At 41.7% G+C, this 26,145-nt stretch carries 19 protein-coding genes; 14 read left to right on the top strand and 5 right to left on the bottom strand.

Going from position 1 to position 26,145, the window contains the following annotated elements:
* Positions 1-65: 65 nt before the first annotated feature.
* The 7 genes from A7A78_RS13485 (at position 66) to A7A78_RS13455 (ending at position 7,168) form a co-directional block, all read left to right on the top strand.
* Entirely contained in the window at positions 66-2,588 is a 2,523-nt protein-coding gene (locus A7A78_RS13485) for a cation-translocating P-type ATPase (RefSeq protein WP_068762995.1), read from the top strand.
* A 101-nt stretch (positions 2,589-2,689) separates the two neighbouring features.
* Positions 2,690-3,268: an outer membrane beta-barrel protein gene (locus tag A7A78_RS13480; protein WP_068762994.1), complete on the top strand. Its 579-nt coding sequence runs from the start codon at positions 2,690-2,692 to the stop codon at positions 3,266-3,268.
* A gap of 27 nt (positions 3,269-3,295) precedes the next feature.
* Positions 3,296-4,384 carry a DUF6544 family protein gene (locus tag A7A78_RS13475; protein ID WP_068762993.1) on the top strand — a complete coding sequence of 363 codons (1,089 nt, stop codon included), beginning with the start codon at positions 3,296-3,298 and terminating at the stop codon, positions 4,382-4,384.
* 4 nt (positions 4,385-4,388) lie between these two features.
* Positions 4,389-4,736 carry a hypothetical protein gene (locus A7A78_RS13470; RefSeq protein WP_068762992.1) on the top strand — a complete coding sequence of 116 codons (348 nt, stop codon included), beginning with the start codon at positions 4,389-4,391 and terminating at the stop codon, positions 4,734-4,736.
* 86 nt (positions 4,737-4,822) lie between these two features.
* Positions 4,823-5,455, top strand: coding sequence for a Crp/Fnr family transcriptional regulator (locus A7A78_RS13465; protein WP_068763028.1), 633 nt, complete (start codon positions 4,823-4,825; stop codon positions 5,453-5,455).
* 102 nt (positions 5,456-5,557) lie between these two features.
* Entirely contained in the window at positions 5,558-6,583 is a 1,026-nt protein-coding gene (locus tag A7A78_RS13460) for a c-type heme family protein (RefSeq protein WP_068762991.1), read from the top strand.
* A 3-nt stretch (positions 6,584-6,586) separates the two neighbouring features.
* Positions 6,587-7,168, top strand: coding sequence for a methyltransferase (locus A7A78_RS13455; protein ID WP_068762990.1), 582 nt, complete (start codon positions 6,587-6,589; stop codon positions 7,166-7,168).
* A gap of 4 nt (positions 7,169-7,172) precedes the next feature.
* Here the strand turns inward: A7A78_RS13455 and upp are convergent, their stop codons facing one another.
* On the bottom strand, positions 7,173-7,826 hold the full coding sequence (gene upp / locus A7A78_RS13450; RefSeq protein WP_068762989.1) for a uracil phosphoribosyltransferase: 654 nt from the start codon (positions 7,824-7,826) through the stop codon (positions 7,173-7,175).
* A gap of 207 nt (positions 7,827-8,033) precedes the next feature.
* On the opposite strand from upp, the gene A7A78_RS13445 reads away from it, so the two are divergent.
* The 5 genes from A7A78_RS13445 to A7A78_RS13425 all read left to right on the top strand — a co-directional run bounded on the left by A7A78_RS13445 (position 8,034) and on the right by A7A78_RS13425 (position 16,967).
* On the top strand, positions 8,034-9,491 hold the full coding sequence (locus A7A78_RS13445; RefSeq protein ID WP_068762988.1) for an NAD(P)/FAD-dependent oxidoreductase: 1,458 nt from the start codon (positions 8,034-8,036) through the stop codon (positions 9,489-9,491).
* A gap of 373 nt (positions 9,492-9,864) precedes the next feature.
* Positions 9,865-10,200 (top strand): hypothetical protein, encoded by a 336-nt coding sequence (locus A7A78_RS13440; RefSeq protein WP_131811153.1) that lies wholly within the window; start codon positions 9,865-9,867, stop codon positions 10,198-10,200.
* A 141-nt stretch (positions 10,201-10,341) separates the two neighbouring features.
* Positions 10,342-14,673 (top strand): CusA/CzcA family heavy metal efflux RND transporter, encoded by a 4,332-nt coding sequence (locus A7A78_RS13435; RefSeq protein WP_068762986.1) that lies wholly within the window; start codon positions 10,342-10,344, stop codon positions 14,671-14,673.
* A gap of 11 nt (positions 14,674-14,684) precedes the next feature.
* Positions 14,685-15,842, top strand: coding sequence for an efflux RND transporter periplasmic adaptor subunit (locus A7A78_RS13430; protein WP_068762985.1), 1,158 nt, complete (start codon positions 14,685-14,687; stop codon positions 15,840-15,842).
* Positions 15,843-16,217: 375 nt separating this feature from the next.
* A complete protein-coding gene (locus A7A78_RS13425; RefSeq protein WP_068762984.1) occupies positions 16,218-16,967 on the top strand; it encodes a hypothetical protein in 750 nt (249 codons plus the stop codon).
* 91 nt (positions 16,968-17,058) lie between these two features.
* Here A7A78_RS13425 and A7A78_RS15340 read toward each other — a convergent pair whose 3' ends face one another.
* Positions 17,059-17,187 (bottom strand): hypothetical protein, encoded by a 129-nt coding sequence (locus tag A7A78_RS15340; protein ID WP_278184092.1) that lies wholly within the window; start codon positions 17,185-17,187, stop codon positions 17,059-17,061.
* A gap of 292 nt (positions 17,188-17,479) precedes the next feature.
* On the opposite strand from A7A78_RS15340, the gene A7A78_RS13420 reads away from it, so the two are divergent.
* Entirely contained in the window at positions 17,480-18,340 is an 861-nt protein-coding gene (locus A7A78_RS13420; RefSeq protein WP_068762983.1) for an OmpA/MotB family protein, read from the top strand.
* A gap of 247 nt (positions 18,341-18,587) precedes the next feature.
* On the opposite strand, the gene A7A78_RS13415 is transcribed toward A7A78_RS13420, so the two are convergent.
* The 3 genes from A7A78_RS13415 to A7A78_RS13405 form a co-directional block, all read right to left on the bottom strand.
* The gene (locus A7A78_RS13415) at positions 18,588-19,220 is read right to left on the bottom strand and encodes an NAD(P)H-dependent oxidoreductase (protein WP_068762982.1); all 633 of its coding nucleotides are present in this window, start codon (positions 19,218-19,220) and stop codon (positions 18,588-18,590) included.
* Between the two features lie 15 nt (positions 19,221-19,235).
* Positions 19,236-20,036, bottom strand: coding sequence for a type 1 glutamine amidotransferase domain-containing protein (locus A7A78_RS13410; protein WP_068762981.1), 801 nt, complete (start codon positions 20,034-20,036; stop codon positions 19,236-19,238).
* Positions 20,037-20,149: 113 nt separating this feature from the next.
* Positions 20,150-20,734 carry a Crp/Fnr family transcriptional regulator gene (locus A7A78_RS13405; RefSeq protein WP_068762980.1) on the bottom strand — a complete coding sequence of 195 codons (585 nt, stop codon included), beginning with the start codon at positions 20,732-20,734 and terminating at the stop codon, positions 20,150-20,152.
* A 410-nt stretch (positions 20,735-21,144) separates the two neighbouring features.
* Here A7A78_RS13405 and A7A78_RS13400 point away from each other — a divergent pair, with 410 nt between their 5' ends.
* Complete coding sequence (locus A7A78_RS13400) at positions 21,145-26,133, top strand: ExeM/NucH family extracellular endonuclease (RefSeq protein WP_068762979.1); 4,989 nt, start codon at positions 21,145-21,147, stop codon at positions 26,131-26,133.
* Positions 26,134-26,145: the final 12 nt, after the last annotated feature.

Genomic DNA, 26,145 nt, shown 5'->3' with positions numbered 1-26,145 from the left:
TAGTTATCATAAATGAATGGGTGGGAAATTCATAATTTTAATGATTAACCAAGCCCGTTCCAAAAATGCCCATAACTAACTTCAACATAAAAGGACTGACCAACTCCGAAGTCTTAGCCTCACGAAAAAAATTCGGCAGCAATGTTCTTGAATCAAAAAAGAAAAACCACTTTCTTGAGGCTATAAAGGGCTTGGTAAAGGAACCGATGGTAATTTTACTGCTGGTCGCCGCAACGCTCTATTTTTTCACGGGAAATACGGGTGACGGTATTTTCCTCGCCGCAGCCATTCTTTTGGTCGCTGCCATTTCACTTTACCAGGATGCAAAAACCCATAACGCACTCGAAAAACTAAAGGAACTTTCCCAACCGCACTGCAAGGTAATCCGCAATGGGGAAGTGGTTGAAATAATGAGCCAAGAAGTCGTCGTGGGAGATTTTTTGATGGTGGAGGAAGGGTCAACTATTGTGGCCGATGGCGTTATCGTCCATTCCAATGACTTTTCGGTAAATGAGTCCATTTTAACGGGGGAATCCTTTTCTGTTGAAAAAGATGCAAATTCCGCCGACAATAAGATTTATATGGGAACCCAAGTAGGGGGCGGCCTTGCCATAGCCGAAATAACCGCGATAGGCAACCAGACCAAGGTCGGAAAAATAGGGAAGAGCATAGAGGATATTTCTTCCGAAAAATCGACGCTCGAGCTCCAGATAAACAATTTTGTAAAAAAGATGGTAATCGCCGGAGCGGTGATTTTTCTTTTGGTTTGGGGCATCAATTATTACAATTCCGAAGACGTTTTGGACAGCCTGTTAAAGGCGCTTACCCTTGCCATGAGCATCTTGCCGGAGGAAATCCCGGTTGCCTTTACCACCTTTATGGCCATTGGCGCGTGGCGGCTGATGAATATGGGCGTAATCGTAAAACAGATGAAAACCGTGGAATCCCTGGGTAGTGCCACGATAATATGTGTGGACAAGACGGGAACGATTACGGAGAATAAAATGCGGCTCGATAAAATTTTCACGCTGGAAACCGATAAGGTCACTTCGGTAAAAGAAGTGCTTTCCGCCAGTGAAAAGGAACTTATAATTACTGCCATGTGGGCCAGCGAGCCCATTCCTTTTGATACCATGGAGCAATCGCTGCACAGTTTTTATGAAACAATTACTGAAAAGGATGAAAGGCTCAATTTCAAAATGGTCCACGAATATCCTCTGGGAGGCAAACCCCCGATGATGACCCATATTTTTGAAAATGACAGGGGCAAACGAATTATTGCTGCTAAAGGCGCGCCCGAAGCTTTGATGGCAGTTTCAAATTTAAGTGATAGTAAAAAGGAAATTTTAAAAAAGACAATAACTGATTTGGCAGCCCATGGCTATCGGGTTTTGGGTGTGGGAATTTCAAAATTTGAAGGAACTGACTGGCCAAAAAAGCAACAGCATTTCAAGTTTGAATTTAAGGGTCTGGTTGCTTTTTACGACCCGCCAAAAGGGAACATTTCAAAAGTATTCCAGGATTTTTACAATGCGGGCATTGCGGTTAAAATCATTACCGGCGATATTGCCGAAACCACTGCGGCCATTGCCAAAAAGGTAAATTTCAGGGGCTCTGGGGAGGTTATTTCGGGTGATGACCTTGTGCATCTGAGCGATTCGGAACTGGCAAAGATCACTTCGGAAAAAAACATTTTCGCGCGGATGTTTCCCGAAGCGAAACTTAAAATAATCAACGCCCTGAAAGCACAGGGCCACATAGTGGCGATGACGGGCGATGGCGTAAACGACGGCCCGGCGCTAAAAGCCGCAAATATCGGGGTGGCAATGGGGAAGAAGGGCACCGAGATAGCCAAGCATTCCGCTTCATTGATTCTTGTAGATGACGATCTTTCCAAAATGGTTGACGCCGTGGCGATGGGCAGAAAAATATATTCCAACCTAAAAAAGGCTATTCAGTATATCATTTCCATCCACATTCCCATCATCCTTACCGTTTTTATTCCTTTGGTCTTGGGCTGGGTTTATCCCAATATCTTCACGCCCGTACACGTTATTTTGTTGGAATTGATAATGGGTCCAACCTGCTCGATAGTTTATGAAAACGAACCGCTGGAAAAGGATTCCATGCTCCAAAAACCACGGCCTTTTTCCAGCACCTTTTTTAATTGGAGCGAACTTTTCACCAGTATAATCCAAGGATTAATCATTACGGCAGGAGTGCTTACGGTTTATCAGATTGCGGTAAATGACGGTTCAAATGAAGCGGTAACCCGTACTATGGTTTTCACTGCACTTATAACCGCAAATATTGTGTTGACCTTTGTAAACCGCTCTTTTATCTACTCCATCTTTACCACATTCAAATATAAAAACAACTTGGTGCCAATCATCGTGGGCATTACCGTGGGCATTACCCTGTTGCTCCTTTTTGTGCCGCCCTTCACTAAGTTTTTTCAATTTGAAACACTTGATATAAACCAGCTCGGCATCAGTGTTGGGATCGGGATGTTGAGTGTGTTGTGGTTTGAAATCGTGAAATGGTGGAAACGCCACCAAATTTCAAAAACAGCTATTTCTTCTTCTTAAATAGCTTCAAGTTATTGATAAACAATAATTAACTGATTTTCGTCATAGTAAAAAACTGTTATCCAAAGTAAATTTGAGTGTTTCACGAAAACGTAAACATTATGAAAAAGTTCAGTTTTTTGTTTGTTGCCAACATGCTGCTGTTTTCAATTGGAGCGGAAGCACAGGAAAAATGGTCGTTGGAGTTTAGGCCTGGACTTAATTTTCCCACTGGTGACGTGGGCAATACCGACACTAAAATTGGCTTTGGTTTCGAACTTACCGGCGCATATAAAATTATGCCCCATTTTGCAGTTTATGCGGGTTGGGGCTTAAACGAGTTTAAGGGTGATGATAATTTTTTGACTGAGGAACTTACACTCAAGGAAACAGGATATACATTCGGTTTTCAAATCATAAAACCTATCGGTACTTCCGCATTTTCGTACTTGGCAAGGGCTGGAGCGGTTTACAATCATATAGAAGTTGAAAATAACAGTGGCAGTATTACCGCCGACACTGGCCACGGATTTGGTTGGCAAGTTGCTGCAGGAGTAGATTATGAGTTTGCCCCCAATCTCGCGTTGCGCCCAATGCTTCGCTACCGTTCGCTTTCTAGGGATATAACGATTGAAAATACTTCAACTGAATTAAAACTGAATTATATCTCATTTGGAATTGGTTTGGCTTTGGACTTTTAAGACTGAAATCACGAAAAGTATTTTAAAATGAAAATCGCATTCTTCATTCTTCTTTTACTCCACGGCCTAATTCACTTGATGGGCTTTTTGAAGGCTTTTGACTTTGCTGAAATTCCACAATTGTCACAAAATTTCTCAAAACCGCAAGGTCTTTTATGGCTCGCGGTCGCTTTGACTTTTATAACGATAGGAATTCTATTTCTGTTGAAAAACAAACTTTGGTTTTGGATTGGCGTAGCTGCGATAGTAGTATCGCAGGTTTTGATTATTGTGAATTGGCAGGACGCCAAATTTGGCACCCTTGCCAATTTAATTGTATTGTTTGTAGCCCTATTGGCAATGGCGGGCTGGAATTTTGAAAGGGAATTTAAAAATGATGTTTCTCAATCTTTTGAAAGCGTGAACATTTCCGAAGAAATAATCTCTGAAGCCGATGTTGCCCAGCTTCCTATTCCAGTTCAGAACTATCTCAAATACGTCGGGGCAATCGGTAAACCTAAAATAAAAACTGCAAGAGCCACTTTTAAAGGCGAAATGCGCGAAAAGGGAAAGGATTGGTTTGCGTTCACTTCGGAACAGTATAATTTTTTTGAAGATCCCACGCGCTTGTTTTTTATGAAGGCCAATTTCAAAGGCTTGCCCACCCAAGGTTACCATCGGTATAAAGAGGGAAAGGCATCGATGCTGATAAAACTGCTTTCCGTTTTCCCAGTGGTAAATATCGCGGAACCCGAAATGTTCAAGACCGAAACCGTCACTTTTTTTAACGATATGTGCCTTTTTGCGCCAGCAGCCTTGATTGATAAACGGATCGATTGGCAGACCTTGGATAATAATTCGGTAAAGGCTGTTTTTCACAATGGAGGGGTTTCAGTATCGGCGATTTTGAAATTCAACGAGAGTGGGCGATTGATCAATTTTATTTCAGAAGACAGGGTGGATGTGAATTCCAACCAAAACGTTCCGTTTTCAACCCCGGTTACCGAATACGGCACGGTCAACGGCTATAAACTGCCCGTTGCTGCCGATGCCGTTTGGCACTTTCCCGATGGCGATTTTGTTTACGGAAAGTTTAATTTACAGGATGTTCAGTATAATTTGAAAATTTCAGATTAGGAAAATGGCCTATTCAAAAAACAAGAGACTGCTGTTTATAAAAAGCCTGCACACGGTTATTTGGCTGTTTTTTAATGTGGTTATTTTCTATCTTTTGTACGCCGCCATCGCCAATAAAATTGACAAATGGGTCTGGATCTGCATAGCCCTTGTTTTGATGGAAGGTTTGGTTTTGCTGGCTTTTAGAATGTTTTGTCCGCTTACGGTCTTGGCTCGAAAATATTCTGACTCCACCAGAGCCAACTTCGATATTTTTCTTCCGAATTGGTTGGCGAAATACAACAAGCTTATTTACACAACTATTTTCTTTATAGCTTTAATTATTATCTTTTTTAGAATATTTATTGAATAAAAAAATTAACGCTACCTGTAGATCCATTTGATATGGTTGAAATTTGGTATTTTCGTTATTTAAAAACCAACCAAAAAACATCTCGCATGCTCACAGATTTAAAAGAAAATTTCACCCATATTTTTGAAGACGCTCTCATCGCTGAAATAAACGAAGTAGGTACTTTAAAAGAGGTAAAGGAAGGCGAGAAGCTTATTGAGATTGGCGATTACGTACGTTCCATGCCCTTGCTCCTCAAGGGGGCTATAAAAATTTTAAGGGAAGACGATGACGGGGACGAACTGCTGCTCTATTTTTTGGAGCGCGGCGATACCTGCGCCATGACCCTAACCTGCTGTTTGGGGCAGACCAAAAGTGAGATCCGCGCTATTGCAGAGCTCGACACCACGTTGATAATGATACCCATCCAAAAAATGGAGGAGTGGACGGGCAAGTATAAAAGTTGGCGCAATTTCGTCTTTCAAAGTTACCATGCCCGCCTTACCGAAATGCTCGAAACCATTGACAGCATTGCATTTTACAATATGGACGAGCGCTTGGTAAAATACCTTCAAAACAAAAAAAAGGTAACAAATGATTCCCTGATCAATTCCACGCATCAGGAAATTGCGTATGAGCTTCACACCTCGCGCGTGGTGGTGTCGCGTTTGTTGAAGAAGCTGGAATCCATGGGGAAAATCGAGCTTAACCGAAATAGTATTAAAATAATCGCACTTTAGTTTTAAGATGACATATTTAAACCGTTGAAGTGTAACTTTTGTTACTGTCAAGGGTGAAGTTTCCCTTTATTTTTGAAGTGTCCACAACTTTATACTTAAAATATGAAACTTTTAGCCACATTATTTTTGATCAGTTTATTCACTGCCTGCAATACCAATCCCCGCAGCGAATATTTGGCGATTGCCGAAAATGCAGACAACACTGAAACCGAAATAAATCAGGAACATCCCGGCAAGAAATTGATGGAAAACAACTGTTACGTTTGCCACAATCCAAAAACTGCCGAAGATGCAATGATTGCCCCTCCGATGGTAGCCGTAAAGATGCATTATATTTCTGAGGAAACTTCAAAGGAAGAATTTATTGAGGCAATGGTGGCGTGGGCCAAGAATCCTTCCGAAGAAAAATCAAAAATGCCCGGCGCCATCAAGAAATTCGGATTGATGCCCTATCAATTCTATCCAGAGGAAACTATCAAGCAAATTGCGGATTATATGTTTGATAACGATATAGAAGAGCCCGAATGGTTTGACGCCCACTACAAGCAAATGCACGGCGACCGACCACAGATGAAGGGCCGAATGGGTCGCGCAATGGGCAATGGCAAAGGAATGGGTAAAAACCAAAATACAAATACGCAACCTTCCGTAAATGATCGCGGCATGCAAATGGCACAGACCACCAAAGCCGAATTGGGGAAGAACCTGATGAGCCAAATCCAAAAGAACGGGGTTATTGCCGCCCTAGACTTTTGTAATGTTCAGGCTTTGCCCATAACAGACAGTATGGCTACCGTCCATAAGGCATATATTAAGCGCGTTACGGATAAACCGAGAAATCCAAAAAACAAAGCCAATGCCGCAGAGCTTCAGTATCTTGAAAACTTTAAAAAACAAGTGACTGCCGGAGACGAGGTAAACCCAATTGTGGTTGATTTGGGCAAGGAAACAGAATTTTATTACCCCATCGTTACCAATTCCATGTGCTTGAAATGCCACGGCACTCCCGGAAAGGAACTGGAAACACTCACCTTGTCCAAAATACAGGAGTTGTACCCAATGGATAAGGCCACAGGCTACGGCGAAAATGAAGTGCGCGGCATTTGGAGTATACGTTTTGAAAATTAGCATATGAATTATTACGAAGCTTTCTGGAACCACAAATACCTCAGTGGCGAAACAGGCTGGGATATAGGCCACGTTTCCACGCCTATAAAGGAATACATCGACCAACTTTCAGATAAAGACCTAAAGATTTTGATTCCCGGCGGCGGTAATTCCTATGAGGCGGAATACCTTTTTGAAAACGGTTTCAACAACGTTTACGTGGTGGATATTTCGTCTATTCCCTTAAAAAATCTTGCGGAACGCATTCCGACATTCCCAAAGGAAAATCTGCTGCACGCCGACTTTTTTGAATTGGAGGATACCTTCGACCTGATTTTGGAACAGACTTTCTTTTGTGCGTTGGATCCATCCTTTCGTAAAGAATATGTAAATAAAATGTACAAACTGCTCAAGCCAAATGGCAAGCTAGTAGGATTGCTCTTCAATATTCCTTTAAATGATGACAAGCCGCCTTTTGGGGGGAATAAAGACGAATATGAAAAGCTTTTTTCGGAAAAATTCAAAATTGAGAAAATGGAAACAGCCTACAATTCCATTCCTCCCCGTGCGGGAAATGAACTGTTTTTCATTTTAAAAAGAGAATGAATTTTTAGAGTTTCACACCAAAGGCCAAATCGCCAGCATCGCCCAAGCCCGGCAGAATATAGCCTCGGCTGTTTAGTTTTTCATCAACAGCCGCTATCCAAAGATGGGTGTTTTCGGGAAATTTATCCTGAATATACGCTATTCCAGGTTTGGCGCCGATGATGGATAGAATATGTATCTCCTTTGGCATTCCGTGACTTTTAAAGGCTTTAAGTACGTTTTCCAACGTTTTTCCAGTTGCCAGCATCGGGTCGGTCAATATCAAGGTTTTTCCCTCAACGGAGGGCGATGCCAGATAATTTACGATCACTTCAAAGGCATCGCCGCCATCGGGATGGTGCCGAAATGCAGAAATATAAGCGTTTTCGGCCTTGTCAAAAAAACTTATAACCCCCGTGTGAAGGGGCAGGGCCGCCCGTAAAATGGAACAAACAACAATATCCGTTTCGGGTACTTTCATTTCCTTTTCCCCCAACGGCGTTTTTACCACTTCCGTTTTATAGTGAAGTGTTTTGCTCATCTCATAACTGAGAATTTCCCCAATACGCTCAATATTTTTCCGAAAGCGCATGGAATCCTTTTGAATGGAAACATCGCGCATTTCCAAAACAAATTGGTTGAGAACGGAATTTTCGTTGCTGAAGTCGTGGACAATCATAATCTAACTGAATTGGCACGAAGTTATAATTTCTAACCGATGAATGGAATATTTCAATAATAATATTTCGGCTGTGTAACAAAAGTTACTGTTTTTCTTGTGAAATAGAATCACTTTTGATTTGTCTAATTATTTCATTTCAATATGATTACGGTTATTTTCTGCCGCCATCTTTTGAAGTACTTTAGATGTCAAATCCAAAGAGCCATGGCAAAAATCGTAATATTGGGTGCAGGAATCTCGGGTCACGTTGCTGCCTCACACCTTCGCAGAAAACTGGACAAAACCCATGAAGTAGTCGTGGTTTCGCCCAACAGCAATTACCAATGGATTCCCTCAAACATCTGGGTGGGAATTGGCCGAATGAAATCCAAAGAAATACTTTTTCCGCTTGCGCCTTTGTATAAAAAGAAAGGAATTGGTTTTATGCAGGCGAAAGTTACTTCCTTTTATCCCGAAGGCGATAACGAAACTGAAAAGCCGTTTGTGGTGGCTGAATATGTTTCCGCAGAAAAAAGAGGCCAGACCGAAAGAATAACTTATGATTACCTCATAAACGCCACAGGTCCCAAACTCAATTTTGAGGCTACTGAAGGATTGAATCCCGGAACAAACAAAGCGTATTCGGTTTGTACCTATACCCATGCAGACCATGCCAACGAAGGTTTACAGGCCCTAATTGCTGAAATGAAAAAGGGTAAAGAAGCAAAAATTGTTATCGGCACGGGCCACGCCAAGGCTACCTGCCAAGGTGCTGCCTTTGAATATATATTGAATGTGGAACAGGAGCTTCGCCGCCAAAAGGTTCGCGACAAAGCTAAAATTACTTGGATTTCCAACGAATATGAATTGGGAGACTTTGGAATGGACGGTATGTTGCTAAGCTACGGCAGCAACATTATGAAATCGCACGAAATGGTCGAGATGGTTTTTGAAGACCGCAATATTAATTGGATACTTGGAGCAGGCGTGAATAAAATTGAAGACGGATTAGCTCATTATGAAACTTTGAACGGAGAACACAATAGTATTGAATATGACTTTGCGATGTTGATTCCATCCTTTTCTGGCCACGGATTCAAGGCTTTCGATAAACACAATAACGACATTACGGAAAAACTTTTTAAAGGATTTATGATCGTGGATGCAGACTATACGCCAAAACCTTATGAGGACTGGACCGTACAGGATTGGCCCGAAACCTATCAAAACCCAAACTATAAAAATATTTTTGCTCCGGGAATTGCTTTTGCACCGCCGCATAGCATTTCCAAACCCCGTAAAAGCCCAAATGGGACCGAAATCTTTCCAGCGCCGCCAAGAACAGGGATGCCCTCGGGAATTACGGCCAAATTGGTTGCCGACAATATTATAGACAGTATAAAAAACAAAAAGGAATTTTTGCACCACAAAGGCTCTATGGGCAATATGGGCGCGGCTTGTATCGCCTCTGCGGGCTTTGGGATGACAAAGGGCAGTGGGGTTAGTATCACTACCTTTCCAATTGTGCCAGATTACAAAAAATATCCAGATACCATGGGCAGAAAACTGGGCAAAACCTTTGGAGAGATTGGGCTGGCAGGCCATTGGCTAAAGCTGATGCTCCACTACGCCTTTATATACAAGGCCAAAATGAAACCTTTTTGGTATTTAATTCCTGAATAATTAGGCAGTAGTCAGTAGGTATTAGGCATTAGGCATTAGGTAGTAAGTAGTAAAGTGAGAATCATAGGTAGTATTCAAAAACCAATAATAATAGTAATAAAAATAAATAATAAGAAATGACACAGAGAATATCAAAATTCAAACGGTTTGTGATGATGAACCCCATCATCCAATTTTTTAAATTTATTTTTTTAAGCATTAAGGTATTGCTTATTGTGGCGGGGGGTCACGGGGGAACCCGAAAAGAAGGCTACTAAACTGATACTAATCATAAATTATTCGAAAAAGATTATATATTTTTGAACCCTAAGTGAAAACAATTATTGCCATATCGCTTTCATTCCTCGTTTTTTTTCAAAGCGCGGGACTTGGTATGTCCGACATTTTTTTGCTTGGACGTTTTGTGGAACATGCGCAATACCATTCTGAAAACTATGGCGATGATTTCTTAACTTTTTTTGAAAAGCATTACGGTTCCCTAAAAACCGATCATCAAAAAAATCATAAGGAAGAGGAACAGGAGCATCAGGAGCTCCCTTTTCAGCATATTTCCTGCCATCACGTTTTAACCGATTTGGTTTTGGTTCCTTTTGAAATTCCTATTGTGAAAGTGGAAATAAGCAAAAAGCAATTGCACGCATTCCACTATCAGAATCTATATTCTTCACTTGAAAAATTCTCTATTTTTCAACCACCAAAGTTTGCATAACTAAATAGGCCTTTCTTGGAAATAATTATTTCCAATTTCTTCTGAGGTCAGTATTTACCGCTTTCAAAGCGGTCATTATCAATTTTTATTATTTCGATTTTCAACAGGTTTATGTTGAAGATGCTAAATCCATAATTTGTTATGCTAACAAAAATCATTCAATTCAGTATAAAGAACAAACTCATCATCGGCTTGTTCACGTTGCTGCTGATAGGCTTTGGGGTGTTTTCGCTCACGCAGCTTTCCATAGGTGCCGTGCCCGATGTTACCAACAACCAAGTACAGGTAATAACCACTTCCCGCAATCTTTCTACCCAGGATATGGAGCAATTCATTACCTATCCCGTGGAGCTGGAAATGGCAAATTTGCCGGGTGTAAAGGAAATCCGATCCGTTTCAAAATTTGGGCTTTCTGTGGTTACCATTGTTTTTGAGGAAAATCTAGGCACTTACCTGCCACGCCAACTCATAGCCGAAAAGATACAATCGGCTGCCGAGAATATTCCCGAAGGTTTCGGCACGCCACAAATGGGACCGATTACTACAGGTCTTGGTGAAATCTACCAATATATTTTGGACGTAAAACCAGAGTTTAAGGATAAATATTCAGTAACGGAACTCCGCACCATCCAGGATTGGATCGTAAAACGGCAACTCTCCGGGATTCCCGGCGTTGTTGAGGTAAACACTTGGGGTGGATATTTAAAACAATATGAAGTCGCCATAAACACCAATAAGCTAAACGCTATGAATATCACTGCCCAAGAGATATTTACAGCTTTGGAAAAGAACAACAGTATTTCGGGAGGCGGGTATATTGAAAGGGAGAACCAAGCTTATTTTATTCGTGGCGAAGGTTTGGCGTCTTCTCTTGAAGATATTGGAAATATCGTTGTAAAAAACGAAAATGGTTTCCCTATTTATGTGAAGGATATTGCGAAAGTGCAATTCGGTAGTGCACCCCGTTTTGGGGCAATTACGGGTAATGGGGAAGGTGAAAAAATCCTTGGGCAGGTAATGATGCTGAAGGACGGCAACTCAAACCAAGTGATTGAAGCCGTTAAGGAGCGTGTAGCAAATATTTCCGAATCGCTGCCCGAAGGGGTTTATATCAATCCAGTTTTGGACCGCAGCGTGCTAATAGGCAAAACCACCTTCACCATAGCCGAAAACCTCATTCTCGGGGTGCTTATCGTAATTTTTGTAGTGGTACTCTTATTGGGAAATCTCCGTTCGGGATTAGTTGTTGCGTCCGTGATTCCGTTGTCATTGCTTTTCACGCTTTCACTGATGTACATTTTTGGCGTAGATGCAAATTTGATGAGTCTTGGCGCCATCGACTTTGGGATTATTATTGACGGAGCAGTGATTATTGTTGAATTTGTGGCATTTCAAATAAGTAAAAATGCCACCAGATTGAATGCCTTTTCTTCCGAAGAGAAACAGCAGGCGAAGGATGAACTCACGGTAAAAAGTGCGTCAAAAATGATGAACTCTGCCATCTTTGGCCAGCTTATTATTTTGATTGTCTTTATCCCAATCCTTTCGCTTAGCGGGGTAGAGGGCAAGATGTTTAAACCGATGGCGCTTACGTTCAGCTTTGCGCTTATTGGGGCCATGGTGCTTTGTTTTACCTACGTTCCCGTTGCGGCTTCCCTATTTTTAAAACCTACTGTAACTTCAGAAAAAAATATTTCAGTTCGAATAATGACTTTCCTGAGCCGATTTTACGAACCGACAATTCGTTGGGCATTAGGTGCTAAAAAGTTGGTATTGGGAGTTGCAATACTGATTCTAGCTTCAACAATTTATCTTTTTTCAACTATGGGAGGCGAATTTGTACCAACGCTGGACGAAGGCGATTTTGTGATCCAGCCCGTACTGAAAACAGGGACTTCCCTTAAAAACACTATTGCTACTACCACACAGATTGAGAAAATCCTGATAGAAAACTTTCCGGAAGTAGATCAGGCGGTTAGTCGTATTGGCGCTGCCGAAGTCCCCACAGACCCTATGTCTATGGAAGAGAGCGATATTATTATTACCCTTAAACCAAAAAGTGAATGGGTTTCGGCCAAAAGTAAAAATGAATTGGCGGAGAAGTTTAAGGAGGCCTTGGCGATAATCCCCGGGATGGAAGTGGAATTTACCCAACCCATTGAAATGCGCTTTAACGAGTTAATCACTGGAGTCCGGGCAGATATTGCCATCAAGATTTTTGGGGAAGATCTGGAAGTGCTTAACAAAAAGGCAAATGAAATTAAAAGCCTTGTAGAAAATGTGGAAGGCGCCGATGATATTACGGTGGAGAAAGTGGTAGGTCTGCCAGAGATGAACGTAAAATTTGACCGAGCCAAGATTGCCCGTTACGGCCTTAACATTGAGGATTTAAACGAAATGATAGCCATGGGTTTTGCGGGTAAATCCCTCGGAAGCATTTTTGAGGGCGAAAAGCGCTTTGACCTTGTTGTAAGGCTGGATGAAAACAACCGCCGCGATCTTTCAAACTTGCAAAATCTATATGTGGATACCCCTTCCGGGGAAAAAGTGCCGTTGCGCGAACTTGCGGAAATAAAATACACAAAGGGTGCGGCAAAAATATCAAGGGACGATACCAAACGCCGCATCGTGGTGGGGATAAACGTACGCAGCCGCGATCTGCAAAGTGTGGTGGACGATGTACAAAAGTTAATCGATGAAAACATACAACTTCCCGTGGGCTATACCATCGATTACGGCGGGCAGTTTGAGAACCTGCAAAGTGCGAAAACCAGACTGCTGTTTGCGGTTCCCGTGGCCTTGTTACTGATTTTCTTCCTGCTTTATTTCGCATTCAATTCCGTCAAGGAAGCCCTGATGATCTATTCGGCTATTCCTTTGGCGGCGGTTGGCGGCGTGTTGCTGCTATGGCTGCGCGATATGCCCTTTAGCATCTCGGCAGGGGTCGGTTTTATCGCCCTCTTCGGAATTGCGGTGCTCAACGGCATTGTGCTGATAGAACATTTTAAGGAATTAAAAGAAGAAGGAATGAAAGATAAAAAGGAGCTTATCATACAAGGGACAAAAGATCGTTTAAGAGCGGTTTTACTGACTGCCTCAGCTGCAGCCCTCGGGTTTTTACCGATGGCAATTTCCACCAATGCCGGGGCTGAGGTGCAAAGACCCTTGGCAACCGTGGTTATTGGCGGCTTAATAACCGCTACCATTTTAACCTTGGTTGTGTTGCCGGTGCTCTATTCAATTTTTGATTCAGATAAAAAAACAATCAGTTTAAAAAGAAAAGGTAAAAAGTTGCCTATGGCCATACTTATTTTCTTGCTTGGCTTTTCTGGAGTGGCACAGCAAAATCCCAAAACATTGGAAGACTTACAGCAAATAGCTTTGGAAAACAATGCTGGCCTAAAAGCCGCTTCGCTTCAGAAAGAGGAAGCAAACGCTTTGATAGGCAGTGCTTTCAATTTCGATAAAACCACTGTTTTTTATGAGTATGACGAGAATAATTTAGCACCAAACAATGAACCCCTCGAAGTTTTTGGCGTGCAGCAGGGTTTTCTTTTTCCAACGGTTTATTTCGCTGAAAAAAATGTAAACAAGCGTCAGTTTGAAATGCAAAGCAGTCAATACGAACTGCAAAAACGCAAAACGGAAGGGATGGTGGCCGCTGCCTATTATCAGTTGCAGTTTGAGAAAAACAGAGAGCGTGTTTATAAAAGATTGGACAGTCTCTACCAAAACTTTGCCCACGCTGCCCAACGCCGTTTTGAGCTTGGGGAAACCAATTATCTGGAAAAGATAACCGCCCGCGCCAAACAGCGGCAGTTGGAAACCGATTATAGGCAGAGTAGGGAAGACGTGCAGATTGCAAGGGAACGCTTGAAGGCAGCTGTTCAATCTAAGGATAGTTTAGTAATTCCTGACCAACCCTTGGAGAAGTTACAGCTTTCGCTCTCAGGTATGGAAGCGCATCCGGCAATAGATTATTACCAAAACAGAACTGATTTCTATGAAGCTAAACGCAGTCTGGAAAAGCAGCATTTGTTGCCCGACATCAGTCTTTCCTACTCTCTGGGAAGCAATTCGGGTTTGAGCCAAAATCTATATGCCTATCAGATCGGTCTTAAGATTCCGTTGCTCTTTAGCGGGAATGCCTCAAAAATAAAAGCCTCAAAAATTGCGGCGGACGTGAGCCAACAGCAGGCTGAGGATTATAAAATCCAACTCGATTCACGAAAACTTCAATTGCTCAATGAGGTTTCAAAATATGAAGAAGCGCTGAGTTATTATGAAACCGAAGGAAAATCCCTTTCCGAGGAAATTTTAAAAACGGCAAATATCGGTTTTAAAAATGGGGAAATTGACTTCTTTCAATACATCCAAAGCCTTGAAAACGCTTATGAAATTGAACTGCAATACCTCGAAAATCTCAACAATTACAACCAGGCGGTCATCGCCCTTAACTATTTAATACTCTAAAAACATTTGTTATGAACTATATAAAATCACTTATGTTGCTTTCCGCTTTAGTGTTGACAGCCTGCAACAATTCCGAAAAAGAAAGTCCCCTCCTAACCTCCCCAGAGGGGAGGGATGACATCGTACATCTTTCAAAGGCACAGTTTGAAAATGCAAAAATGGAGGTAGGCCAACTCACCGAAAAACCCTTTGCGGAAACCGTGCAAACCAGTGGGATGATTGACGTGCCGCCACAGAGCCGGGCGGTGATAAGTGCCTTTGCAGGTGGATATATCAAAAACACTCCTTTATTGGTGGGTAATAAAGTCTCCAAGGGTCAGCGTTTGGTAACCCTTGAAAACCCTGAGTTTATTACAATGCAACAGAACTATCTGGAAACCGCCGAGCAGCTTTCCTATTTAAAATCGGAGTACGAGCGGCAGCGGATTATGTTTGATGAAAAAATCACTTCCCAAAAAAGTTTTCTAAAAGCCGAGAGCGAATACAAATCGAACTTGGCGCGCTACAACAGCTTCAAGAAAAACCTTGAAATGTTGAATATAAACCCAGCATCGGTCCAGGCAGGAAATATTGTTTCAGCAGTGAACATTTACAGCCCTATAGACGGCAATGTGACCCAGGTTTATGTTAATACGGGCACCTACGTTTCCCCGGCCGATAAGATTATGGAAATTATGAACACAGACCATATCCACTTAGAGTTAAAGGTTTTTGAAAAGGACTTGCTTCAACTTAAAAAAGGGCAGGAAATACTTTTTACAGTACCCGAGGCTTCAAAAGAAATTTTTAAGGGCGAAGTTCATTTGGTTGGAACTTCAATAGATCCAAATACACGAATAGCCTTAATTCACGGGCATATTGACGAAAAGGACGAGCAGAATTTTACCGCCGGTATGTTTGTAGAGGCCCAGATTGTAACGGGCACTTCAGACCAGTGGGCGCTTCCGGAAAACGCTGTGGTGGAAATGGAAGGGAAAAATTACGTTTTATTGATTGAAAACGAGAATGCTGAAGAATTTGAAATCCTTCCCGTGGAAGTAAAAATTGGAGCGACTTACAATGGCTTCACAGCGATTGGGAAATCTGAGAAATTTAAACCTGAAACTAAGTTTTTAACCAAAGGTGCATTTGTGCTTTTACAGGAAGAAGGAGGAGGGCACGATCATTAAGAGCTGGGCGTCATTGAGATTGCTTCAGTCGTACTTTCTTTGCAATGACCTCTCGACTCCGCTCGAGGCAGGCTCTCTCGACTCCCTTCGACTGTGCTTAGGCAGGCTATCGAGGCAGGCTAGCCAACCGATTGTTTCAGTTGTGTCTCCTTTGCGATGACAAGGGGCTTGCCATCGCAAAGGAGCTAAAGTTGGGCAGATTGATTTGGTATAATGATGATATTAATGGGTTATAGGATGTATTGAATGTTTTTAATACGCTATATATATGCTATAAATATACTATATACACGCTATAAATATGCTTTAAATACCCTTTAAAATTTATATCATTTTGAATTTTTATTATATTAGTATTCTTTAAATCTTACTGTAATGGCAAAGCAAACTGGAACAATAAAGTTAAAGGGAACCATTGGGGATATTAATTATTACAGATCAAAGAACGGGGGGTATTTGGCGCGAGCAGCTGGGGGTGGATTTCAGAAGGGGTCAAAGCACAAGGAAAGCATGGTGCGGACTATGGAAAACGCTTCGGAGTTTGGACGGTGTAGCAAGACCAAGAAAGTTTTTCGCATTGCGCTTGCTCCATTTTTATGCGTTCGCAAGGATGGAGAACTTCATGGGCGGATGATGCAATTGTTTACAAAATTGAAGGATTTGGACTCTGTGAATAGACGAGGGGAAAGGAGGGTAGGACGTGGATTGGAGACTCCTAAGGGCAAACAGTTAGTAAGGGATTTTGCGTTTACCCCTTCGTGCAGTATTACGGAAGTATTGGCTTGTTCATTGAGCTATGATTTAGATTTCAGAACCCTAAGCGTTACGAATTTTGATATAAAAAATGTTGGTTTTCCTGCTGGGGCGACACATATAGCGCTTACATTGGGACTTTTGCATTTTGATTTTGACACTTTGGACTACCGATTGAAGAGCAGTGCTCCGCTTTATATGGACAAGGAATACAGTGCTACATCGTTTGAAATGAGTACAGAATTACCTGATGTTGCTGGAATTGCAGTTGCGGTTTTGGGAGTGAAGTTTTATCAGAAGGTTGAAAGCACTTATTATTTGTTTAAGAGTGCCAATGCTGTTGGAGTTGAGGTGTTGGTGGTTGGTGGTTGATGGTTGGTTGTTTGGCGCAAAGCTAATCCCTAGTACTTCGTATTTCGTACTTCGTATTTCGTACCTCGTATTTCTAAACTCGTCGTTCATTTCATTCCTCAGCATCATCTATTTTCCCATCTCTTTTATCCTTTCTATATTCCTTTTCCTGATTGGCATTGTTCTTCTTTGGGTCAACCGGGCTTTGTTCCGGGCGATTATCATTTTTCTTATCTTCCATGATTATATGTTTTAAAAATTAGTATCGAATAGTACCACACCAATAAATTTAATGCAGCCTACTTTAAAATTAGTTATAAAAACTATAAATAAAATGTAATACTTTGGATTACAATTAGGTTTTTCCTACTTCATCTTTCGTAGTTCGTGTTTATTTTATAGCTCATCGCTAGACGTTCAAATGTCAAGTAAAACACTATAAATTCCTGTTAAGTACTCCCTATATGAAGCTAATTTTCATTACCTTAGAAAAGAAACATTAAATAACCTATCTATAATAAAACCTAAAGATTATGAAAAAACTCTTGATTTTAGCACTTTGCTCCAGTTTTGTTCTTACATCATGTGTAACAAAAAAGCAGTATGCAGAACTTGAAGCCAAACAAAAAAACACTCAAAATTTATTGAACACAGCAACCGTTAAGCTCAACGACTGTCTAGCAGAAAGAGCTGTTGCGACCGCTCGTGCCAAGGAGCTTGAGGGGCGCTTAGCCGATATGAAACAAACAAATTCCGATCTTATACAAAGCTCCAAAGAGCTTACCATGTTAACCTCAAAAGGAGCTACCAACTTAGAAAAATCCCTGGAAAGCTTAAAAGAAAAAGACCTCAAAATCACGCGCTTGCAAGATGCGCTTAACAAAAAGGACAGTGTTACCCTTGCCCTTGTTACTAGCCTTAAGCGGGAAGTGGGTATAAACGATCCCGATATTGAAATAAATGTTGAAAAAGGGGTAGTGTATATTTCACTTTCAGACAAAGTACTGTTTAAAAGTGGAAGCTATCAAATTTCAAACAGAGCGACTGAAATCTTAGGGAAGGTTGCTAAAGTAATCAACGGCAAACCTAACTTTGAGGCCATGGTAGAAGGCCATACAGATAATGTGCCTTACAGCAATGGCTTGTTGCTGGACAATTGGGACTTAAGTGTGAAAAGAGCTACCGCCATTGTAAGGGAACTTCAAAACTTAGGCGTGGAACCCTCTAGATTAGTTGCTTCCGGACGTGCAGACTACGTACCATTAGTACCAAACGACACTGCAGAAAATAGAGCAACCAATAGACGTACGCGTATTTTGGTACTTCCAAAAATCGATCAATTCTATGATATGATTGAAAAGGAAATGAAAAACCTGGAAGCTGGTGGCAAGTAAGAACCTCTAGTATAAAACTAAAAAAAACCAGCTTTTAGCGCTGGGTTTTTTTGTTGGTTTAGTTTTTAGTAGTGAGTAGTTCCACCTACGCTGAAAAAGCTTCGGTGGACGAAGGGAGTGAGACGTGAGACGAGAAACGGAAGCCAGGAATCAAGAAAAAAATAATAAAAAACCCCCAACAGTTCCATTTTTATGGAAAGTTGAAGGTTTTAAAGGAACAATTTAACCTAACTATTAACCTAATCTCTTATTTTAATTCCGTAATAAACTCTGCTTTTGGGCTGCGCACTTTTTTCATGTTTACCAGCCAGTCTTCTGTTTCATTGCGATAGCCCAGGGCTAATATCAACACGCTTTTTAACCCCTGTTCCTTTAGCTCCAATAATTCATCTACCGCTTCGGGCGTAAAACCTTCCATTGGTGTGGCATCTATCTTTTGTTCTGCTGCAGCGGCAATGGCCATGCCAAAAGAAATATATGCTTGTTTTGCTGCATGGTTTGCCTGCCATTCTTCGCCTAGGGGTTTATACATGCCCCATAGCTTTTCTTTGTAAGCATCCATGGTGTCGAGGGGCAGTCCACGCTCGTTCATGGTATAGTTAAAAACCGATTCAATTCTGTCTAAGGAATACCCATCCCACGCCGCAAAAACCAATACGTGCGAAGCGTCCAATATCTGACTTTGGTCCCAAGCAACAGGTTTTATCTTTTGTAAAAGTTCCCTGTTGGAGATTACGAATATCTTATAAGGCTGTAGGCCCGAGGAGGAAGGCGCCAATCGGGCTGCTTCCAGTATATAATCCAGTTTTTCTTGCGGAATGGTTTTGCCATTCATCTTTTTGGTGGCATAGCGCCACTGTAAATCTTCTACTAAATTCATATCGTATAGTGTTTTTTATTTATTCAATTGGTCCCAAAGCTTTTCGGCAACCAACTCAGACGATGCAGGATTTTGGCCTGTAATTAAAAGTCCGTCTTCCACAGCATACACTGCCCAGTCATCACTTTTGGAATAGTCCCCTCCGTTTTCCTTCAGCATATCTTCCACTAAAAAGGGAACAACATCGGTAAGTTGTACTGCCGCTTCTTCACTATTGGTAAAACCAGTAACCTTTTTATCTTTTACCAACGGTAAGCCATCAGCGCCTTTTGTATTTTTAAAAACCGCTGGGGCATGACAAACTGCTGCCACTGGTTTATTGTGTTTGTAAAATGACTCTATTAGGGCAATGGAATTTTTGTCATTTGCTAAATCCCATAACGGGCCGTGGCCTCCTGGATAAAAAACCGCATCAAAACCAGCTTGGTCCACGGTTTCCAGTTTTACCGTGTTTGCAAGAATTTCTTGCGTCTCTTTGTCACCATTAAAGCGCACAGTTGCGGGGGTTTGTGCATCTGGGGCAGCACTTTTTGGATCTATGGGGGGTTGTCCGCCTTTTGGGGATGCAATAGTAATTTCCACACCTTTATCTTTTAATAAATAGTATGGGGCTGCAAATTCCTCAATCCAAAATCCTGTTTTTTCGCCAGTGTTCCCTAAGTCGGAATGGCTTGTCAATACAAATAATACCTTTTTCATTGTTTTTTCTTTTTCAATATTTATAGTTTCAATTTTAGACTTGTCTTCTTGTTTGCTACCACAGGAAGTAACCACAGCGGCAATAACAATTGCAAGTAAAGTAAATTGGTATTTCATAATCGCGTTAAATTGCTGAAATTAGAATAGTAGCTATACTGTATTTCAACTACTTCTAGTGAATACAAAGTTAGCTGGCAGGGTTGAGAAAAAAATTGACCTATGGTAAGAAACTATCCCTGCACCAATTCCTTTCGAATGCGGCTTAGGCTCTGGGTTGTGATACCTAAATAGGAAGCAATATGATAGTTTTTAACGTTTTGTTCTATGTTTGGGTAGGTGTTTATAAAATTTAAATAACGCTCGGAAGCCGTTTGTGAAAGATTGGCAATAATTCTTTTTTGGAAGGAAGCAAACGCGCGTTCCATCTTTTTCCGGAAATAAGATTCAAGCTTTGGCATATGGTGGTACAGCTGCTCCATATCATTTTTGGAGATTTTGTAGAGTGTGGCATCCTGAATACATTCAATATGCATCAAGGCGTTGCTACTATTGAAAAATGCGGTATAGTCACTGATCCACCAATCGGTTATAGCGAACTGTACAGTGTGTTCTTTGCCATCTGGGGCTATATAATAAGTTCGCAGGCAACCCTCGGCAACATAATATTGCTCATACACGGCTTCACCTGCTTTCAGGAGCAAGCTGTGTTTTGGGAGATGCAATTTTTCAAAACTCCGCGTCAACAGTTTCCTTTCCTCTAAGGTGAAGGACAGGCCGTTAAAAATGGTAGTTATCAGTTCTGTTTCTAGCGTCATTGCTTTTTGGTACTGTAAAAATACATCAAAAGGAAGTACGAAGGACAAAATACGAATGATGCAGGTTGAATTATAAAGTACAGGTATTAACTTTCTTGCTGAGTTCAAGTTCCCACCCCACAACCCACAACCGATAACTGACAACCGACAACCATCAGCCATCAACTAACAACTAACACCAACAACCACCATAAGAAGAGAGCAAGGTTTTCATAACGGGAACTTAATGCATACAATCATTTCGTAAAAGTAGCTATAATGGGTACTTTAAAAACAAATGAACGTTTGGTTCTTTCCCAACTTTAATTAAAGGTTAAGTCTACTTGATGATATCTGTTTCTGCTGTTCTTGCCTAAAAAGCCTTAGTATATTTGCCTGAAAAAATTAATCTTTTAAATCATTTACAAGAAATGAAACAATTCAACTATTTATTTATTCTCTCAATTTTCTGCGTTTTTTCAAACGCGCTAATTGCCCAAACGGTAATCGGATTTGAGGATTTTGATGGAAATGAAATTAATTTAACAAATACCGCAAACGTAGCCGATTATGGAATGGCTGGCGGAACAGGCGGCGATGTGTTTGGCCGTGTGGATGGCCAACTGGGAGGGGTAGGAATGCCTTTTGACGTTGCCGACGACACTCAATTTGATGTGAGCGGAGCTGGGGCTGGATCAAGCTTTCCAGCAGACCAACTTGGTATTGCCGGACAAAATACCACGGCCTTTTTTGCCCTAAATGACATGGACGCAATTAACATTAATAATGCAACATTCACCTTTTCTGGATGGGGTGCAGCGGTAATTAGTGATATAACTATTGATCTAGCCGCTATGGGTAATTTTGAAGCTGCTTCCAGTGATGGATTTATTATTGAGGCAGCAATTGATGGAGGCGCTTTTCAGGAAATATTTAGGGGAGCAACCAATGAGGCGGCTTCCAAAGCATACAGACCATTGGACGGCGGTTTTGTTTTTACTGATGATGATCCCTTAGAATTATTTATTGACGGAAGCAGTACTGCATTTGGTTTTCTTGATAAGTGCGATGTTGCTAGTGGGAACTTTGATACCTATACTTCCACACTTTTAAACGGTCAACTGGCTACCGAGGTTCAAATTAGAATTCGTTGGGAGGGAACCCCAAGCGGATCTGAACCTATGGGGATTGATAACATTACGGTTAATGGTACTTTGAGTAATGGTATGCCGCAATTGGTGATTTCAGAAATTATGTACAATCCTTCTAGCGCTGAGGATGATTGGGAATGGATAGAAATCTACAATGCAGGGGCTGTTGCGGTGGACCTAACAGGTTTTGTAATTGACGATAATAATGGAGTAGCCCACACAGCGGCAAATATTGCGGGGGGTACAATAGCCGCAGGGGCTTCGGGGGTTTTATATAATGCTGACGATATTACGGCTTCCAACTTTACAGCTGCTTGGGGCGATGTTGCACTAATTCCAGTTACCAACTGGACGGCTATGGCATTAAACAATGGCGGGGATACCATAGGAATTTGGGAAAGCTTTGCTGATTATTCTGGCGACCACCAAACACAATTAAATACTGTTGAGCAAGTAGTCTATGATGATGCCAGCGGATGGCCAAGTGATGATGGCTTAGGTTCTATCTTTTTAAATGACCTAATGGCTGATAATAATGTGGGTGCCAATTGGTCGTTAAGTACAAATGGGGCATCTACACCACTTTTTAACGCCTACACCAGCACTGCCACTGGTGGAAATTCTGGGTCCGATATAGGCTCCCCTGGCTTAAAAGCGGGAGGAGTCCAATCCTTGCTTATCAGTGAAATTGTGGTAACCCCCACAGCTGGTGAGTTTATTGAAATATACAACCCGAATGCAACGGCAATGGATTTAAGCAATGTGTATATTACAGATGCTACTTTTGCCGGCGGTTCCACTTACTATTACAACATCGTAACAGGAAGCAACGCTGGGGGCGGAAGCTTTGCAGATTTCTTAGCGCGTTTCCCTGATGGGGCAACTATAGCCCCGGGTGCTTACCAAACGATTGCCCTAGCAGGTTCCGATGGGTATTTTGCTGCCTATGGCTTAAATCCAGATTATGAACTTTTTGAGGACAATGCCACTGCTGATGGGATTGCCGATATGCGCGAGGCATTGCCTGGGTCTATTAACAATCAAGGAGGGTTAACCAATGGAGGCGAAGTTGCAATCCTTTTTTATTGGGATGGCACTACCGATCTGGTTACCGACCTCGACTACGTTATTTGGGGCGATACCGATGAGGCCGTAGATAAAACAGGAGTTTCAATTGATGGTCCAGATGCCGATAATACGCCTTCCGTTTACAATAACGATACCGCCATCGCTTCACAGCAAATAATAAGTGCCTCAGCGCATTCCAATGGGCAATCCTTCCAAAGACAGGATCTTAATGAAGGGAATGAAATTACTACTGGAGGAAATGGCGTAAACGGTCAAGATGAAACTTCGGAAGATTTGATGAACACTTGGTGTTCTTCTGCCGTAACTCCGGGAGCAGAAAATTCCTGTGGTGTGCTTCCCATTGCTGAATATAAAATTCACGAAGTGCAAGGCGCTTCCTCAGCTACCCCCTTAGCCGGACAAATGGTAAAAGTTTCTGCCATTGTTACTGCTAACTATCAAGCAAATGATCAATTGAGCGGTTTCTTTATTCAGGAAGAAGATGCAGATGCCGATGCAGACGATGCAACTTCAGAAGGAGTGTTTGTGTATTGCAACTCGTGTCCCGATGCAGTGGCGATTGGCGATTTGGTAGAGGTAACAGGTTTGGCGGAAGAATTTTTCGGAATGACCCAAATAGATATTTCTGAAACAGGAGGCCTTGTTTCAATTATCAGCCATGCAAATGCGCTACCAACCGAAACTGCAATTACATTGCCTGCAGCCTCAAGCACCGAGACTGAAAGCACTTTTGAAAATGTGGAGGGAATGATTATCAATATTACTACCGATCTAGTAGTAAGCGAATATTTTGAGTTGGCTCGTTACGGTACTTTGGTGCTTTCTGCTAATGAAAGGGTACATCAGTATAGCCACGACAATGCTCCTGATCCAGCGGGATATTCTATTTTCTTGGAGGAATTGAACAAAAACAGAATTTTATTGGACGACGATAACAACCTTCAAAACGATGCTATAGTAGGCCCTTCCGATGAGCCCTATTTCTGGCCACGCCCCGGCTTGAGCAACACAAACCTAATTCGTGGCGGGGATCAAATAAGCAATTTAAAAGGAATTATGCATTGGTCATTTTCAGGACAAAGCGGTACCGATGCTTGGAGAATTCGCCCTGTGGATGTTTTTGATTATAACTTCACTGCTGTAAACCCAAGGGAAACTACCCCACCTGAAGTAGGGGGAACTTTTAAGGTTGCCAGTTTTAACGTCCTTAACTATTTTACTACCATTGATTCCCGAGGCGCAGATTCTGCAGCCGAATTGACACGCCAACGCGAAAAAATAGCTACTGCTATTTGCGCATTGAACGCCGATGTGGTAGGGCTTATAGAAATTGAAAACAATGGAACCGTAGCAATAAACGACCTACTGAATGGAACAGGCGGAATAAATGAAATGTGTACGGGTACTTATGCTGCTGTTGATACAGGAGTTGTGGGTACTGATGAAATTGCCGTAGCCTTTATTTATAATACCGCAACCGTTTCTTTGGAAGGAGCACATGCTATTTTGGACAGTTCTGTTGATCCGCGTTTCCTTGACAATAAAAACCGTCCTGCTTTGGCACAAACTTTTAAGGAAACTGCTTCAGGCGCTAAAATAACGGTAGTTGTAAACCACTTTAAATCTAAAGGTTCTTCCTGTAATGATGTGGGCGATCCAGACTTAAATGATGGAGCGGGCAATTGTAACCTTACTCGTACTGATGCTGCAGCTGCCTTGGTAGATTGGTTGGCTACAGACCCAACAAATAGTAATGACCCCGATTTCTTGATTATTGGCGATTTGAATTCCTATAAAAGTGAAACTCCAATCGATGCCATTAAAGCCGGTGCTGATGATACAGCAAGCACAGGAGATGATTTTACTGATTTGTTGGAAAATTTTGTTGGCGATGACGCCTACAGCTATGTGTTTGATGGGCAATTGGGCTATTTGGATTACGGCTTGGCAAGTGCGAACCTCGTGAGCCAAATAACTGGTACTATCGCTTGGAACATCAATGCCGATGAGGTGAATGTATTTGATTATAACGACGCAATCCAAGATGCAGGCGAATCGTCCTTCGAACGCGAATCAGACGCCCTTCCTATTTATGAGGCCAATATGTTTAGAGCATCAGATCACGATCCTATTTTGGTGGGGATGAATCTTGACCCAGCAAACAATGCCCCCGTTATTAGTTGTACTCCCAATATTAGTACAACTACCGATGCAGGGGTTTGTGGGGCAGTGGTTACTTTTCCAGATGCTACGGCTACGGATATTGATGGAGATTTAGATACAATAATGCAAACAAGTGGTCTTATCTCAGGAAGTGAATTTCCAGTGGGAGTTTCAACAATTGAATTTACGGCTACTGATTTAAATGGAAATGCTACAGTTTGTACTTTCACTATTACAGTAGAGGATAATGAAGCTCCCGAACTGGTGTGTATGGATATTACAGTTGAATTGGGCGCAGATGGAACAGCTACTATCGCACCTCAAGATGTAATTGCAAGTAGTTTTGATGCCTGTGGTATAGCTACCTTGGCGATAGACATTAATGCAGTTAGTTGTACTGATATTGGAAATCCAGTTGCTGTAACTGTTTTTGCAGAAGATGTAAATGGAAACTTGGCGCAGTGTGCTACTACAATTACCGTGGTTGATGCATTGGCTCCAGAAGTAAACTGCCCCAATGGCTTGACGGTTGATCCGGGTGCTGGGAACTTGTTCTATGAAGTTCCAGACTTTTTTGCAACTGGTGATGCTTCCGCGATTGACAATTGTACCAATCCAGTCATCACGTTCACCCAGGACCCTGCGGTAGGCGACTTGCTTGCGGATGGTATCTATCAAGTTAGGGTAACTGCGGAAGATGAATATGGAAATATAGGGGAATGTACTTTTGAATTGATTGTAGAAAGTGTATTGGGAACCCAGGATATTACATTGGAAAATTCAGTAAGTCTATATCCAAACCCAGCTACAAATAAAGTTATTATCGCGAAGCACCAAAGCATCTCTTTAACCGAAGTGGTTATTTATGATGTGACCGGAAGAATGATAAATACAATCGATTTAAGCAAGATGGGACAAGAAGAAACAATTGATGTTTCTGCTTTGGAAGCAGGGATTTACCTTTTCCAAATTAGAGGAGAAAATACAAGTATGGTAAAACAGTTGATTAAGAAATAAAACAGAGTTAGC

It is taken from the genome of Aequorivita soesokkakensis, from assembly GCF_001641085.1.
In the GTDB taxonomy this organism is placed as follows: domain Bacteria; phylum Bacteroidota; class Bacteroidia; order Flavobacteriales; family Flavobacteriaceae; genus Aequorivita; species Aequorivita soesokkakensis.
The sequence above is the reverse complement of the archived record's forward strand: the minus strand, read 5'-3'. Positions and strand labels throughout refer to the sequence as shown.

Bases quoted from the DNA above. Each gene is read 5' to 3' on its own strand.
- A7A78_RS13485 (WP_068762995.1), top strand. From the start codon at position 66: ATGCCCATAACTAACTTCAACATAAAAGGACTGACCAACTCCGAAGTC.
- A7A78_RS13480 (WP_068762994.1), top strand. From the start codon at position 2,690: ATGAAAAAGTTCAGTTTTTTGTTTGTTGCCAACATGCTGCTGTTTTCA.
- A7A78_RS13475 (WP_068762993.1), top strand. From the start codon at position 3,296: ATGAAAATCGCATTCTTCATTCTTCTTTTACTCCACGGCCTAATTCAC.
- A7A78_RS13470 (WP_068762992.1), top strand. From the start codon at position 4,389: ATGGCCTATTCAAAAAACAAGAGACTGCTGTTTATAAAAAGCCTGCAC.
- A7A78_RS13465 (WP_068763028.1), top strand. From the start codon at position 4,823: ATGCTCACAGATTTAAAAGAAAATTTCACCCATATTTTTGAAGACGCT.
- A7A78_RS13460 (WP_068762991.1), top strand. From the start codon at position 5,558: ATGAAACTTTTAGCCACATTATTTTTGATCAGTTTATTCACTGCCTGC.
- A7A78_RS13455 (WP_068762990.1), top strand. From the start codon at position 6,587: ATGAATTATTACGAAGCTTTCTGGAACCACAAATACCTCAGTGGCGAA.
- upp (WP_068762989.1), bottom strand. From the start codon at position 7,826: ATGATTGTCCACGACTTCAGCAACGAAAATTCCGTTCTCAACCAATTT.
- A7A78_RS13445 (WP_068762988.1), top strand. From the start codon at position 8,034: ATGGCAAAAATCGTAATATTGGGTGCAGGAATCTCGGGTCACGTTGCT.
- A7A78_RS13440 (WP_131811153.1), top strand. From the start codon at position 9,865: ATGTCCGACATTTTTTTGCTTGGACGTTTTGTGGAACATGCGCAATAC.
- A7A78_RS13435 (WP_068762986.1), top strand. From the start codon at position 10,342: ATGCTAACAAAAATCATTCAATTCAGTATAAAGAACAAACTCATCATC.
- A7A78_RS13430 (WP_068762985.1), top strand. From the start codon at position 14,685: ATGAACTATATAAAATCACTTATGTTGCTTTCCGCTTTAGTGTTGACA.
- A7A78_RS13425 (WP_068762984.1), top strand. From the start codon at position 16,218: ATGGCAAAGCAAACTGGAACAATAAAGTTAAAGGGAACCATTGGGGAT.
- A7A78_RS15340 (WP_278184092.1), bottom strand. From the start codon at position 17,187: ATGGAAGATAAGAAAAATGATAATCGCCCGGAACAAAGCCCGGTTGAC.
- A7A78_RS13420 (WP_068762983.1), top strand. From the start codon at position 17,480: ATGAAAAAACTCTTGATTTTAGCACTTTGCTCCAGTTTTGTTCTTACA.
- A7A78_RS13415 (WP_068762982.1), bottom strand. From the start codon at position 19,220: ATGAATTTAGTAGAAGATTTACAGTGGCGCTATGCCACCAAAAAGATG.
- A7A78_RS13410 (WP_068762981.1), bottom strand. From the start codon at position 20,036: ATGAAATACCAATTTACTTTACTTGCAATTGTTATTGCCGCTGTGGTT.
- A7A78_RS13405 (WP_068762980.1), bottom strand. From the start codon at position 20,734: ATGACGCTAGAAACAGAACTGATAACTACCATTTTTAACGGCCTGTCC.
- A7A78_RS13400 (WP_068762979.1), top strand. From the start codon at position 21,145: ATGAAACAATTCAACTATTTATTTATTCTCTCAATTTTCTGCGTTTTT.